The following is a 14384-nucleotide window of genomic DNA, read 5'->3' on the forward strand; positions in this document are numbered from 1 at the left end:
CTGGGGGGGTGCTGGTCGCCGTGTGCGCCGGTGTTCCTCATGCGGGGACGACCGGCGGGACGAGCGATGGGTGAACGTCGGATCTGATCGGACCTGGTCGGATCTGTCGGCGGGCCCCGGACGGGAGACGTCCGAAACCACGGGCCCCTGACCGGCTGCGGCGCGGGGCGCTCTGCCGGGCGCGGGCCGTGACGGCCCTGCCTTCGGCCACGGGTCGGCGTCGGCGCGGGGCAATGAGTGTCGCAGAGTGTCGCAACCGGGGCCGCCATGGCGGCGACCGGCCGCGCAATGCCGAGAACGACATCACCTGGGGCCTCTCCGGAGGGGTGGGAGGGACGTGCCGGCGCAGCACATCACTGCCGTAAGTTGCGGAGAACAGAGAGAATTTAACAGGACTTTGCAATATTTTTGCATTGCGCTGGCCAAATGTTACATACGTGCTACGGCCGCGTCAACGGGTCGAGAAGGGCGGCTTACTTCGCCGTGCGACCCCGCGTGCGATTCGGCCGATCTGCCTGCCACGGGGGCCTTCGAGCCCCGTCCGGGGCCGGTACGCGAGGGGGGCGCGAGCCCCTCGGGGAGGTCCCGCGCGGCGGGACGGTGGGGGCGCCCGCGACATGACGGGGACCGGGGACGCGCGGATCGGCACGAAACCCGGAGAACGCGAAACAAGAGCTGTTTCGGACTATTTAGTCTGAAATATGTGGCTTAACGGACAGAGACGTGAGACGTGGTGACGTTTCACCCTTCGAACAGGCGCAGCCGGTGTGCCGTCGCCGCGGCCTCGCCGCGCGAGGCGGCGCCCAGCTTGGCGAGGATGTTGGAGACGTGCACGCTGACGGTCTTCGCCGAGATGAACAGCTCCCCCGCTATCTCGCGGTTGCTGCGGCCGGCCGCCACCAGGCCCAGCACCTCGTGCTCGCGCGCGGTGAGCCCGAACCCGGCCCCTTCGGAGACCGGCTCGGCGGGGGCGGGCTCCCCGGAGAGCGGGATCCGAGCCCGCCTGGCCAGGGAGCCGATCTCGGCGGCGAGCGGCCGGGCCCCGACGCGCGCCGCGAGCTCCGCCGCCCGGGACAGGCTCAGCGCGGCCTCGTCGCGCTCCCCCGCCGCGACGGCGGCCCGTGCCGCGCCGAGCAGGGCGCAGGCCTCGGCGTAGGGCTGGCGGAGCGCGGCCCAGGCGGCGGCCGCCGCGTCCCACGCCCCCCGGTCGAGCGCCCCTTCCTTCTGGGCGGCCTCGGCCGTGAAGGTGAGGCTGTGCGCCCTCTGGAGCTCCCCTTCCACGCCGAGCCTCGCGGCCACGGCGCGCAGCCGGGGCAGCGGGGACAGCGGGGACAGCGGGGACACGGCCACCCGCAGGCAGGCGAGGAGGAGCGGCCAGACGTAGCGGGGGGTGATCTCCAGGTCCTGCTCGTCCAGGGTCCGCTCGACGAGCGCGGACGCCTCGTCGTGCCTGCCGCGCGCCACCAGCAGCTCGATCTCCCTGCGCAGCTGGGGCAGGATCGTCTGGTCCCGGTAGGTGCCCCTGGAGAACACGGCCCGCGAGGCCCGGATGAGCGATTCGGCTCGGTCGAGGTCTCCGCGGGCCAGCGCGATGTCGGTGGCCAGGCCCTGCAGGCTCGCGCGGTAGGGGGCCGGCGGGGCGACCTCGAGGACGCGCTCAACCACCTCGGACGCCTCGTCCCAGCGGCCCAGCGAGACCAGGGGCTCGACCAGGTTGATCGCCAGGAAGGCGCCGGACGTGCGGGCCAGGCCGTACGCCTCGGCGTCGGCGACGCCGCGGCGGGCGACCTCCGCGGCCCGCTCGTGCCACCCGGCCCCCTCCAGGGCGTCGGACTCGAAGATGACGGCCCGCATCAGCGCGTGGTAGGAGCCGGCCCTGCCCGCGTTTTCCCGCGCCCGAGCGAACGCGGCGATCTCGTCCTCCGTCCGGGAGTAACGGCAACCGGCCCAGGTGAGGGTGATGAGCGCGTGAGCCTCGGCGTCGGCGTCGCCCACCTCCTGGGCGATGCGCATCGCCTCCTCGGCCGTCGCCTCCTTCTCCGCCCGGTCGCCGTGCTCGCTGAGCACGCGCGCCAGGTTCTCCAGGACCTGGGCGCGCAGGGAGGTCGGCGGCTCGGCCGGAACGAGCTTGGCGGCGGTGCGGAGGTCCTCGACGTACCCGGCCCTGCCGAGGTCGTACCTGACGAGCCCGCGCTGCCGCAGCAGCCGGGCCGCGCGGATCGGGTCGGTGGCGGTGTCGATCTCCCGCAGGGCCGCCTTGGCGAGGGAGATGCCCCGCTCGAACTCCCCCGCCAGGTGCGCCACGGTGACGGCCTGCCGGAGCACGTCGACGTGGTCGGCGGCGATCCGCTCCGCGGCGTCGGGCACCGCCTCCCACAGCTCGAGCACCCGGGTCAGCATGCGCAGTTGCTCGTCGTAGGCCGCCGCCTTCCTGGCGGCCGCGGCCGCGTGCCACGCGCTGATCAGCGCCCAGAGGGGGTTGTGCGCGGCGTGCCAGTGGTGGGCGAGCTCGATGGCCGACCTGGGTGCGGGCAGGATGCCGGGGTCGGCCTCCAGGGCCTCGGCGAAACGGGTGTGCAGGCGGGTGCGCTCACCGGGCAGCAGGTCGTCGTGGACGGCCTCGCGGATCAGGGCGTGCCTGAAGGCGTACGTCTCGCCGTCGACCACGAGCACGTTGCCCGCCACCGCCGGGCGCAGCAGGCGGGAGAGGTCGCCGTCGTCGGCCCCGGCGACGGCCGAGAGCATCGCGTGCTCGATCCTCGCCCCGCCGGCGGCGGCCAGCCGCATCAGCTCCTGGGTCTCCTCCGGCAGGCGCTCGACGCTGGCCAGCAGCAGGTCGCGCAGCGAGTCGGGCAGGGTCTCGCCCCCGCCCTCGCTGAGCAGCGCCTCGACGAACAGCGGGTTTCCCTCGCTGCGCGCGTAGACCAGATCGATGTCGGTGACCGGCTCGCCGTGGAGGATGCTCGCGGCCTGCTGGCCCACCTCCCGGCGGCTCAGCCTGCGCAGGTCGAGCCGGGTGACCCAGTCGACCCGGCCCAGCTCGGCCAGCAGCGGGCGCAGGGGGTGCGTGCGGTGCAGCTCGTCGGCCCGGTAGGTGACCAGGGTCAGCAGGGGCACGTCGGGACGCTGGTAGCGGACGAGGAACGACAGCAGGTCGCGGGTGGAGCGGTCGGCCCAGTGGGCGTCCTCGATGACCAGGATCGTCGGCCGGGTCTCGGCGAGCCGCTCCAGCAGGCCCAGGATCTGCTCGAAGAGCCGGGCCCGCGCCTCGGCGCCTTCTCTCTCCGGCTCACCGAACTCCGGCAGCAGCCGGGCGAGCCCCCGCGTCGCCCCGCCGGGCAGCAGCGCGGCGACGCCGTCGTGGCCCAGGTCGCGGGCGAGTTTGCGCAGCACCGCGGTGAAGGGGGCGAAGGGGAGGCCGTCGATGCCCAGCTCCAGGCACCCGCCGACCAGCGCCAGGGCGCCGTCGGAGCGCTCGGTGAACTCGCGGACGAGGCGGGTCTTGCCGACCCCGGCCTCGCCTCCCACGAACACGGTCGAGGCCGATCCGGAGCGAGCCCTGGCGAGCGCGCCTTCCAGGACGGCGAGCTCGTCGGCGCGACCGACGAACAGGGGGCTTACCGTGTGGGCTCTCACGCCCCCAGGATGCCACCGGCCACCGACAGTCAGGCGTCCCGCCGGGCACGCCTCCCCGCCGCGCCCGGCCGCACCCGGAATCCCGGAGCCCGAGCACTCTCCCCGCCGCGCCCGGTCGCCGCGGAGTTCGGGAGCCCGAGCACTCTCCTTGCCGCGCCCGGCCGCACCCGGAATCCCGGAGCCCGAGCACTCTCCCCGCCGCCTCTGGTCCGCCGCGGAGCCCCGGAGGCCGGGGGCTTTCCGCGGCCTCCGGGGAGGGCCCGCCGCCCCGCGCCCGAGGGCGTCACCGGCCGGGCTCGGCCCTGAGGGCGCCGCAGCGCCCTGAACGCGCTTTCACGGAGCGGAGGGGGGCAGGACACCGTTCCGGCGTCCTGTGGGCATCAGGGGCCCCCACCCGTGCCCTCGGAGGTCTCTGCGCGGACAGGAGGCGCCCCGCCCCGAGCCCGTCCCGGCGACTCCCGCCGTACGAGCGCCGTACGAGATGTCCGATCATGGAAAAAGCCCCCCGGTTGACGTCAACCAGGAGGCTCTGACCTGCGACTTGCTAGTGTGGGCGATACTGGGATCGAACCAGTGACCTCTTCGGTGTGAACGAAGCGCTCTCCCGCTGAGCTAATCGCCCGCCCTGTGCGGCCCCTCACGGTGCCGACGTGGAAAACCATACAGCAATCCGGGAGTGCTCGCGAAGCGGTATCCGCCAACTAAATGATCTTGAAAGACGACACGGTCGGGAGGCAAAGGTCTGAGGATGCATCCGGCGGGGGGCTACGGTGTCATAGCATCGTCCTGATCCGTAGAAGCACCGAACGACCCGCGCTCGACCCGAATCACCCGAGACGCCCCGCCAGGGAGTCGACGGTGACCAAAACGAGACGCAAAACCCTTGCAAATACGGCCCTGTTGGTGATGTTTAGCCAGGTAGATGCCCAAATGTCGCGCTGTGATGTGTGTTACAGAAGGGCGTCGAGGCGGAATCTTTCCTACAGGTTTCTTTGTTCCGCGTGATAGCTCGCGAGGAACGAGGCCGTTTCGGAGCAGTGAGAGCAGTGAAAGCCCCGCAGAGGGGACCGACGACGAAAAAGGTTTGGCTGACGATGAACAGCGCCACCGTCTCTGCCGAGCTAGGCCTTCGGCTTGTGGTCCCCGACCGTACCACCGTCCCCCTGCTCGCCGGGCTCAGCTACACGGCCGGTGATCCGTACGCGATCAGGATGGCCTTCCACGTGGGCAACGACGAACCGGTCGAGTGGATCTTCGCTCGCGAGTTGCTGACGGTCGGCATCGTGCGGCGGGTCGGCGACGGGGACGTGCAGGTGTGGCCGGCGCGCGCCGACGGCGAGCGCACGCTGCACATAAGCCTCACGTCACCGTTCGGGCAGGCCCTGTTCGAGGTGCCCCTGGCCCCGCTCACGGAGTTCCTGCACCGGACGTACGAGCTGGTCCCCGCCGGTCGCGAGACCGACTTCATGGATCTGGACGCCGAGCTCAGCAACATGCTCTGGAGTTCGTGACGGGTCCCCGGCCGCCGGGTCGCACGGCGACGGCCTCCCTGCGGGGCCGCCGGGCCCCGACCCGGGCTCGAGGCCCGACCCGGGCCTGAGAACTCATCCCGGGTTCGAAGAGCCACGTCCCGGGTTGAGACCGCGTCTCGGGTTCGAGGCTACGTCCCGGGCTTGAGCAGGTCCCGCATCCGGGCGATCTCGATGGCCTGCCCGGAGACGACGTCCTTGGCGGTGGCCAGCATGACCCGGTCGGTGCCCTCGCGCAGCTGGAGCCCCGCCATCGTCACCGCCGCCTCGTGATGGGTGATCATGAGGGTCAGGAAGAGGGTGTCGAAGGCCGCCCCCCTGGCCGCCCTGAGCCGGTTCATCTCCTCCAGCGGGAGCGTGTGGTCGTCGTGGCCGCCGTGCTCGCCCAGGGGGCGTCCGGCCGCCCTCAACCACGAGGTCATGGCCGCGATCTCGGGCCGTTGCGCCGCGGTGATTCGCTCGGCGAGCTTCCGCAGGACCGGCGAGGACGACCGGGCCGGCACCAGTGCCGCCATCTCCAGCGCCTGCCGGTGGTGCGGGATCATGCCCTCGGCGAACCTGACGTCGGCCGCGGTGACGCGCGCCTCGGACTCCCCGAGGCGCTCGCCGGGCCTCGCCGTGCGACCGGCCTCCCCCGGGCCGCCCGGGATGATCACAGGCGCGCCGGACTCGGCGACCAGCGGGGTGGACCGCTCCGATCCGGCCTCCGCGCATCCACCGAGAACCGCTGCCATCATGATCACCGCGATACCCTGACTCGGCACACGCATCCTCCGCATAGCTTCAATAATGGGGCAAGTGGACCGACGTAATGGGGGCACCGTGCGACCGATCGTGGCATTCGTCCTGTCCGCGCTACTTCTCGTGGCAGGGTGCGGGGCGGATCCGACTCCCGCTGCCTCGCCACCGTCCACGGCGGCCGCGCCCACCCCGCAGGGGAGCCCGAGCGCCTCGGAACAGCCGGCGGAGACCCCCGCTTCCGGAATCTCGGGGGACGGCACGCACAGCGACAACATCACGCACCTGGCCAACGTGCCCCCCAGCGCCCCGCTCGACGGGCCCCAGTCGTGGGGCACCGACCTGGCCTTCCAGGGCGACTACGCGTTCGTCGGCAACTTCGACGGCTTCAGCGTCTTCGACATCTCCGACCCGTCGAAGCCCTCGATCGCCAGTCAGGTCCTCTGTCCCGGCGAGCAGAACGACATCTCGGTGAGCGGGAACCTGCTGTTCCTGTCGATCGACTCCGCCAGGGTCGGCCCGGAGTGCGACGCCCAGCGCGGCGAGCCGGAGTCGGACGCCTGGGAGGGCATCCGGATCTTCGACATCGAGGACAAGACCAACCCCAAGTTCGTCTCGGCGGTCCAGACCGACTGCGGCTCGCACACCCACACGCTCGTCCCCGGCAAGAGCCCTGACAAGGTCTACCTCTACATCTCCTCCCCCGGCCCCGAGCCCGGCACGGCGACCTGCCCGCCCCCGCACAACAAGATCTCCGTGGTCGAGGTGCCGGTCGAGGCCCCGAAGACCGCGAAGGTGGTCTCGCAGCCGGCCCTCTCCGAGAAGGCCGTCGAGGGGGCCATCGGCGGCTGCCACGACCTCACGGTCTACCCGGAGAAGGACCTCGCCGCCGCCGCCTGCTTCGGCGACGGGATCCTGATGGACATCTCCGACCGGGTCAACCCCAAGGTCCTCCAGCACGTGAGCGACAAGGAGAACTTCGCGATCTGGCACTCGGCGACGTTCAACAACGACGCCACCAAGGTCGTCTTCGGGGACGAGCTGGGCGGCGGCGTGAGCGCGACCTGCGACGCCAACACCCCGAAGACCAAGGGCGCCAACGCCGTGTACGACCTCGGCAAGGACCGCAGGCTCACGCTCCGCGGCTACTTCAAGATCCCGAGGGAGCAGTCGCCCGAGGAGAACTGCGTCGCGCACAACGGATCGCTGCTGCCGGTGCCGGGCAAGGACATCATGGTCCAGTCGTGGTACCAGGGCGGGGTGTCGGTCTGGGACTTCACCGACGCGACCAAGCCCCGGGAGATCGGCTTCTTCGAGCGGGGCCCGGTGCCGGGGGTCGGCGGCTCCTGGTCGGCGTACTACTACAACGGCCACATCTACTCGAGTGACATCACCAAGGGCCTGGACGTGCTCCGCATCGACGACCCGCTGACCGACCCGGCGGCCAAGGTCAAGATCAAGGAGCTGAACGCGCAGACCCAGGTGTCCCACTAGCCCGCCGGTCCGGCCGGTCCGTGACCGCCGGCTCCAGGCTCCGGTGGGGCACGCCCTCACCGGAGCCTGGAACACGGCACCGGGAACGGGAACGAATCCCGGGGAACCGGGCTCAGGGATCGAGGTCGGCGGCGGAGCGCTCGGCGAAGACCTGCATGGCCTTGGCGGTGATCGGGCCGGGCGCGGCGGGCAGCACGGTCCGGTCGACCGCGCGGATCGGCTGGATGTCACGGGTGGTGGAGGTCAGGAACGCCTCCTCGGCCTCGTACAGGGCCGAGAGCGGGACGTCCTCCTCGATGCCCCCGCACCACTCCAGGGCGAGCGCGCGGGTGACCCCGGCCAGGCAGCCCGAGGCGAGCGTGGGGGTGAGCAGCCGCCCGTCGCGTACGACGAAGATGTTGCTGCCGGTGCCCTCGCAGAGGTTTCCCGCGAGGTTCTCGAAGATCGCCTCGCCGCCGCCCCTCGCCTTGGCGAAGAACAGCGCCTTGGCGTTGTCGCCGTAGGAGGTGCTCTTCACCCCGGCGAGCGCGCCGCGCTCGTTGCGCGGCCAGGGCACGACGGTGACGTCGGCGGTGGCCGGGAACGCCTTCTGCTCGTCGGCGATCACCACGGTCGTGCAGCCCTGATCGCCCCGGTCGGAGCCGAGCGGCCCCGGGCCGCTGGTGTAGGTGACCCGGACCCGGCCGAGCGGCCACGGCGGGGCCTCGGCCAGGCAGGCGCGGATCCCGTCGGCGATCGCGGCCACGTCGGGGTCGGGCAGGTCCATCCGCCGCGCCGAGAGCGTGAGCCGGTCGAGGTGACGGGTGAGCGCGAACGTGGCGCCGTCCATGCACTTGATCGTCTCGAACACCCCGTCACCGACCATCAGGCCGTGATCGAACACCGAGACGACGGCCTGATCCGGAGAGACCAGTGCCCCGTTAAGCCATATGGGTACGTTCATGCGACTCCTTCTGAGCCTGATGTTGATGCCAGCGCGATGAGCCGGGAGGCCTTCAGTTCGGTCTCGTCCCACTCGCGTCGCGGATCGCTCCCCCAGGTTATGCCCGCGCCCGTACCGAAACGGATCTCGTCGGACGACAGCCAGAACGTGCGGATCCCCACAGCCAGGGACGCCCGCCTCCGGTCGGCGTCGACCCAGCCCACGGTTCCACAGTAGGGCCCGCGCGGCTCTGGTTCGAGCTCATCGATGATTCGCAGGGCCGAGGATTTCGGGGCGCCGGTCACCGATCCCGGCGGGAAGGTCGCGGAGAGCAGCTCCGGCCACCCGTACTCGGGCGCCAGCCGCGCCCGGACCGTGGAGACCAGGTGCACGAGACCGGGGTGCTCCTCCACCTCGCACAGGGCGGGCACGCTCACCGAACCGACCGCGGCGACCCTGCCCAGGTCGTTGCGGACGAGATCGACGATCATCACGTTCTCCGCGTAGTCCTTCTCCAGCAGGTCCGCCGCGGTGACCCCGGTCCCCTTGATCGGCCTGGACTCGACCACGTCGCCGTCCCTGGACAGGAAGAGCTCCGGGGAGGCCGACACGACGCTCAGCCCCGGCAGGCTCACCGTGGCGGCGTAGGGGGCGGGGTTGCCCTCCGCCAGCCGTACAGCCAGGGCCAGCGGGTCCGGTCCCTGCCCCGCGGGGAGCGGCGCGCTCAGCACCCGGCACAGGTTGGCCTGGTAGACCTCGCCCCGCTCGATGTGGGCGCGGATGCGTCGCACGCCGTCCTCGTACGCGGCCCGGTCGAGGGAGGTGCGCCACGACGACGGGTGCGGCCCGCGCCAGGGGCCGCGCGGCGCGGGCAGCGGGGCCCTGCGGACGTCCCCGAACCTGGCGCACGTCACCTTGCCCTCGTAGTCGATCACGATGGCCCACCATCCCTCGCCGTCCAGCGCGGCGAGATCGGTGGTGAGGTCCCGGAGGCCGGTGGCCAGATATCCGGTGACATGCGCAAAAGAGTCATGCACCGCCCTATTGTCCCGCCCGCTCGGCGAGCAGCCGCACCAGGGTGCGGGCGGCGGGCAGCGGGGTGGGCGGCAGCGCCGCGTAGACGGTCCTGCGCGGGGCGAGGTCGCCGAGGGAGCGGAGCACCAGATCGGCCGGTACGGCGTACGCGGCGATGGCGGGGACGAGCGTGACGCCGAGCCCGGCCGCGACGAACCCGAACTTGCCCGTCCACTCGGCGATCCTGACCGTGGCGCGGGGCGCGAACCCGGCGCGGGCGCAGGCCGCGGCGAGCGCGGTGGCCCGGCCGGGCGGGGGCGCCTCGATCCAGGTCGCCTCCCGCAGCTCACGCAGATCGACGATCTCCTCCGCCGCCAGCCGGTGATCGCGGGGCAGCGCGACGAGCAGCTCGTCGTCGGCCAGCTCGATCATCTCGATCTCCTCCTCGCGGGGCAGCTCGGACGGGTAGTCGCTGACCACCGCGACGTCCAGGCCGCCCTCGCGCATGCGGCGCAGCAGGCTCCCACTGGGCCCCTCGATCGGGACGAGCTCGACCTCGGGGAAGTCCTCGCGGAACGCGCGCAGGGCGCCGGGCACGAGCGCGACGTTGGCGGTGGCGAACGCCCCCACCCGCAGCCGCCCCCGGTAGCCGCCGTGGATCCCGGCCAGCTCCTCCTCCGCCCTGGTCAGCCGGTTCAGGACGACCTGGGCGTGGTGGTTCAGCGCCTCACCGGCGGGCGTGAGCCGCACCCCGCGCGGCAGCCGCTCGAACAGCGGGCCGCCCGCGCGGTGTTCGAGGGTGGCGATGCGGCGGGACACGGCCGACTGGGTGTAGTTGAGCCTGGCGGCGGCCGCGGTGAACGACCCGGTACGGGCCACGGTGTCCAGCAGGCGCAGTCCTTCGACGTCGAACACATTCCTCCCTCGCATGGCTTGCATGCAATCTAGTCGCTGGTGGAATGCCTTCCCGGTTCGTAGCGTGGAGCGCGTGATTTCCTTTCTTGGTCTGGGACGCATGGGCGCCCCGATGGCCCGGCGGCTCGTGGCCGCCGGATACACGGTGACGACGTGGAACCGCACCCCCCGCGCGGTCGAGGGGGCCGCCACGGCGGCGTCGCCCGCCGAGGCCGTGGCGGGCGCGGAGCTGGTCGTCACGATGCTCGCCGACCCCGCGGCGGCCAGGCGGGTGCTCGCGGACGCGGCACCGGGGCTGCGGCCCGGGACGGTGGTCGCGGAGATGTCGACGATCGGGCCCGAGGCGGTGGCCGGGCTGCGCGACCTGCTTCCCCCGGGGGTGGGACTGGTCGACGCGCCGGTCCTGGGCAGCGTGGGGCCGGCCGCGGACGGCACCTTGGTGGTGCTGGCCGGGGGCCTGCCCGAGGATCTGGCCCGCTGCCGGAAAGCGCTGGAGGTGTTCGGCCGGGTGCTCGAGGCCGGCGGCCCCGGCGCGGGCGCGGCGATGAAACTGGCCGTGATGAGCGCGCTGGTGCCCGCCCAGGTGCTGCTCGCCGAGACCGTCGCGTACGCGGAGGCGACCGGAGTGGACACCGCGGCCCTGCTGGACGTGCTCGGCGGCACGCCGCTGGGACCGCTCGTCGAACGGGTCCGCCCAGCCGTCGAGAGCGGTCCGTACGGGACGCGCTACGCCCTCGGCCTGGCGGCCAAGGACATGGAGCTGGCCGCGCACGGGACCCAGACGCTCGCCGCCGCGGCCGGGGCCAGGCTGGCGGGCGCGGTGGCGGCCGGGCTCGGCGGGGCGGACCTGACCGCGATCTTCACGCACGTCGCCGCGACCGGTCCCACCGGGGCGGACCGAACGGGCGGGCCTCGCCAGGCGGGTCAGGGGGAAACCAGGGACATCAGGGGCATCGGGGAAACAGGGGGCACAGGGGGCATCGGAGGCACAGGGGAGGGAGGGCCGGGCCGTACCGGCGTGACGAGACTGAACCCGGCCACGGTTCCCGCCACCAACGGGCTCTACTCCCACGCCACCAGGGCCGCGGGCCTGCTGTTCGTCTCGGGGCAGGTGGCGCTGGACGAGGAGGGGAGGGTGGTCGGCGAGGGGGACATGACACGCCAGTCCGAATACGTGATGGACCTGCTGTCACGCGTCCTCGCCGACCAGGGCTGCACGTTCGACGACGTGACCCACATCCGGAGCCACCTCACCGACATGTCGCTGCTGCGGGAGTACGGGGCCGTACGCGAGCGTTTCGTCACCGGCGAACCCCCGGCCAGCACGACCGTGGAGGTCTCGCGGCTGTTCCGGCCGGGGCTGCTCATCGAGGTGGAGGTGATCGCCGCCCTCCCCGCGGGCCGGTGACGGCGGCGGTGACGCCGGTGACGGCGGCGGTGACGGCGCGGCGTCCACCGGGCTCGTCGCGGGCCGTGACGGCGGGATCACCGCGCCGGCGGCCCGTGACGGCGCCGTGACCGCCCTACGCCAGGGGGCCGGTGACCGTCTCGGCGGCGGCGACGACCACGTTGGCCGCGACGAGCTGGACCACCGTCTCGATCTCCGGCGCGAGGAAGCGGTCGGGGCCGGGACCGGGGACGGACTGGCGCAGCGCGTCCACCACGGCCCCGGTCGCCGGGGCGGGCCGCAGCGGGGCGCGCAGGTCCAGGGCCCGCGCGGCGGTAAGGACCTCCACCGCGAGCACCCGGGTGAGGCCGTCCACCGAGCGGCGCAGCTTGCGCGCGGCCGACCAGCCCATGGAGACGTGGTCCTCCTGCATGGCGGAGCTCGGGATGGAGTCGACGCTCGCGGGCGCGGCCAGGCGCTTGAGCTCGGAGACCACCGCCGCCTGGGTGTACTGGGCGATCATGTGGCCGGAGTCGACGCCGGGGTCGTCCGCGAGGAAGGCGGGCAGGCCGTGGCTGCGGGCCACGTCCAGCATGCGGTCGGTGCGGCGCTCGGAGATGCTCGCCATGTCGGCGACCGCGATGGCCAGGAAGTCGAGCACGTAGCCGACGGGGGCTCCGTGAAAGTTGCCGTTGGACTCCACCCGGCCGTCGGCCAGGACCACCGGGTTGTCGATCGCGGAGGCCAGCTCCCGCCCGGCGACCAGGGCGGCGTGCGCCAGGGTGTCGCGGGCGGCCCCGGCGACCTGCGGGGCGCATCTGAGGGAGTACGCGTCCTGGACGCGGGTGCAGGTGCCGTCCCGGTGGGACTCCATGATCTGCGAGCCGCCGAGCAGGGCCCTGAGGTTGGCGGCGCTGGCCGCCTGCCCGGGGTGCGGGCGCAGGGCCTGCAGGTCGGCGGCGAAGACACGGTCGGTGCCCAGGAGCGCCTCCACGCTCATGGCCGCGCTCACGTCGGCGGTTTTGAACAGGCGGGCGAGGTCGTCCATGGCCAGGATGAGCATGCCGAGCATGCCGTCGGTGCCGTTGATGAGCGCGAGCCCCTCCTTGGCCACCAGTTCCACGGGCTCGATGCCCGCCCGTTTGAGGGCCTCCGCGGCGTCGGCCCGCTCCCCCGCGGCGTCGCGGACGACGCCCTCGCCCATGATCGTGAGGGCCACGTGGGAGAGCGGCGCGAGGTCGCCGGAGCAGCCGAGGCTTCCGTACTCGTGCACGACGGGGGTGATCCGCGCGTTGAGCAGGCTCTCCAGTACCTTGGCCGTCTTCGGGCGCACGCCGGTGTGGCCGGTGGCCAGGGTGTGCAGGCGCAGCAACATCATCGCCCGGGTGACCTCGATCTCGACCTCGGGCCCCGACCCGGCGGCGTGCGAGCGTACGAGGGATCGCTGCAGCTGGGCGCGGAGCGAGGGGTCGATGTGCCGGGTGGCCAGGGCGCCGAACCCGGTGGAGACGCCGTAGGCGGGGGTGGGGCTCTCGGCCAGCTCGTCCACGCGGGTGCGGGCCGCCGCCATGGCGGCCACGGCGTCGTCGCCCAGGCGTACGGGGGCACCGTGCCTGGCGACCCTGACGACCTCCTCGAAGCTCAACGGCTCCGGCCCGATGTTCACGACCTCGTTGTCGCGCATGCTGTCAACTCTCTCGCGTAGGGGGGAGCACTGGTAACCGGTGAAACCCTTGCTGGCTCCTTACATCTCAAGATACCGGTCGTATTCGGTTTGGGGAGTCGCCGGGTATTCGCTAGAGTTCTCACCGTGAGTCCGGGCCGGTCCCGGAGGCACGCGGAAGTGGCTCAGTGGTAGAGCATCACCTTGCCAAGGTGAGGGTCGCGGGTTCGAATCCCGTCTTCCGCTCGGAAAAGGGGCATGCGCCCCCCACTCGGTGGAGTGGCCGAGAGGCGAGGCAACGGCCTGCAAAGCCGTCTACACGGGTTCAAATCCCGTCTCCACCTCTGGTTTTCAGCGAGGACGATTAGCTCAGCGGGAGAGCGCTTCCCTGACACGGAAGAGGTCACAGGTTCAATCCCTGTATCGTCCACCCGGTTTTACCAGCTCAGGGGCCAGATCCGAAGATCTTCGGATCTGGCCTCCCGCGTTCGGCCGTCGCCCCGGATCTCACAGGAGCCCCTCGCGCCGCACCCGAACGGGTTTCCCCGGCACCTCGGCCTTTCGGGACGACATGCCCGGTTCTGGCGCATCAGGAGTCCCCGAGGTCCCGGGATCGAGGGATCGGCCCGGAGCCTTCTCGCCCTGCGGGGCCCGGCGCCCTCACACGGTCTTCCATCGAGGGCTCCGCAAGCTTCCATCGAGGGCTCCGCAAGCGCGAGGGTGGCCTCGAAGATCTCGGCCTCGGCGTGGGCCCGGGCGTCCCCGGCGCGAAGGACCGCCCTCCGCCGGGCGACCTCAAACGCCGGACTTAATCCACATTCGCAAGAAAAACCCATAAGCCCCAAAACAACTAAGAGTCACCGAGCATCTCCCCATCCCAATCGCCGCGCGTGAGTAACTGTGGCCGGAATCTGCCACTCCACCTGCGTCCGAGGTCTTGCGCCCCTCACGTCATCAATGGTTAGGTCGCTTACATGACGGGCGTGCCAACGTATCCGGCGAGTGAAATTCACCTCGGATTAATCGCTGTTCGTCGACGACGGATCTCCTCCCGATCCTGATCGTCGGCGGCAGCGCCGCCGGACC

General features: G+C 72.0%; 9 protein-coding genes and 4 tRNA genes. 6 read left to right on the top strand and 7 right to left on the bottom strand.

Features of this window, described 5'->3' with window-relative positions; translation table 11 throughout:
- Window positions 1–741: 741 nt before the first annotated feature.
- Both ACTOQ2_RS31440 and ACTOQ2_RS31445 read right to left on the bottom strand, forming a co-directional pair.
- Window positions 742–3636, bottom strand: coding sequence for a helix-turn-helix transcriptional regulator (locus ACTOQ2_RS31440; RefSeq protein ID WP_440104453.1), 2895 nt, complete (start codon window positions 3634–3636; stop codon window positions 742–744).
- Window positions 3637–4186: 550 nt separating this feature from the next.
- Window positions 4187–4258, bottom strand: a tRNA-Val gene (locus ACTOQ2_RS31445).
- 472 nt (window positions 4259–4730) lie between these two features.
- Here ACTOQ2_RS31445 and ACTOQ2_RS31450 point away from each other — a divergent pair.
- On the top strand, window positions 4731–5147 hold the full coding sequence (locus tag ACTOQ2_RS31450; protein WP_184547867.1) for an SsgA family sporulation/cell division regulator: 417 nt from the start codon (window positions 4731–4733) through the stop codon (window positions 5145–5147).
- 149 nt (window positions 5148–5296) lie between these two features.
- Here the strand turns inward: ACTOQ2_RS31450 and ACTOQ2_RS31455 are convergent, their stop codons facing one another.
- Window positions 5297–5902, bottom strand: a complete 606-nt coding sequence (locus tag ACTOQ2_RS31455; RefSeq protein ID WP_440104454.1) for a DUF305 domain-containing protein — start codon at window positions 5900–5902, stop codon at window positions 5297–5299.
- Between the two features lie 52 nt (window positions 5903–5954).
- Between ACTOQ2_RS31455 and ACTOQ2_RS31460 the strand changes: the two genes are divergently transcribed.
- A complete protein-coding gene (locus tag ACTOQ2_RS31460) occupies window positions 5955–7397 on the top strand; it encodes an LVIVD repeat-containing protein (protein WP_440104456.1) in 1443 nt (480 codons plus the stop codon).
- Window positions 7398–7509: 112 nt separating this feature from the next.
- On the opposite strand, the gene ACTOQ2_RS31465 is transcribed toward ACTOQ2_RS31460, so the two are convergent.
- Genes ACTOQ2_RS31465 through ACTOQ2_RS31475 form a run of 3 tightly spaced genes read right to left on the bottom strand, consistent with a single transcriptional unit; the run spans window position 7510 to window position 10248 of the window.
- The gene (locus ACTOQ2_RS31465; RefSeq protein ID WP_440104457.1) at window positions 7510–8340 is read right to left on the bottom strand and encodes an aminotransferase class IV; all 831 of its coding nucleotides are present in this window, start codon (window positions 8338–8340) and stop codon (window positions 7510–7512) included.
- A complete protein-coding gene (locus tag ACTOQ2_RS31470) occupies window positions 8337–9356 on the bottom strand; it encodes a chorismate-binding protein (RefSeq protein WP_440104458.1) in 1020 nt (339 codons plus the stop codon). The genes ACTOQ2_RS31465 and ACTOQ2_RS31470 overlap by 4 nt, the downstream gene beginning before the upstream one ends.
- A gap of 4 nt (window positions 9357–9360) precedes the next feature.
- Window positions 9361–10248: a LysR family transcriptional regulator gene (locus ACTOQ2_RS31475; RefSeq protein WP_440104459.1), complete on the bottom strand. Its 888-nt coding sequence runs from the start codon at window positions 10246–10248 to the stop codon at window positions 9361–9363.
- Window positions 10249–10321: 73 nt separating this feature from the next.
- Between ACTOQ2_RS31475 and ACTOQ2_RS31480 the strand changes: the two genes are divergently transcribed.
- A complete protein-coding gene (locus tag ACTOQ2_RS31480) occupies window positions 10322–11656 on the top strand; it encodes an NAD(P)-binding domain-containing protein (RefSeq protein WP_440104460.1) in 1335 nt (444 codons plus the stop codon).
- A gap of 115 nt (window positions 11657–11771) precedes the next feature.
- On the opposite strand, the gene hutH is transcribed toward ACTOQ2_RS31480, so the two are convergent.
- On the bottom strand, window positions 11772–13319 hold the full coding sequence (gene hutH, locus ACTOQ2_RS31485) for a histidine ammonia-lyase (RefSeq protein ID WP_440104461.1): 1548 nt from the start codon (window positions 13317–13319) through the stop codon (window positions 11772–11774).
- 153 nt (window positions 13320–13472) lie between these two features.
- Here hutH and ACTOQ2_RS31490 point away from each other — a divergent pair.
- The 3 genes from ACTOQ2_RS31490 (at window position 13473) to ACTOQ2_RS31500 (ending at window position 13728) form a co-directional block, all read left to right on the top strand.
- Window positions 13473–13544: transfer RNA gene (locus tag ACTOQ2_RS31490), tRNA-Gly, on the top strand.
- 27 nt (window positions 13545–13571) lie between these two features.
- A tRNA-Cys gene (locus ACTOQ2_RS31495) sits at window positions 13572–13642 on the top strand.
- A gap of 14 nt (window positions 13643–13656) precedes the next feature.
- Window positions 13657–13728: transfer RNA gene (locus ACTOQ2_RS31500), tRNA-Val, on the top strand.
- Window positions 13729–14384: the final 656 nt, after the last annotated feature.

This window comes from Streptosporangium sp. H16 (genome assembly GCF_051918855.1).
In the GTDB taxonomy this organism is placed as follows: Bacteria; Actinomycetota; Actinomycetes; order Streptosporangiales; family Streptosporangiaceae; genus Streptosporangium.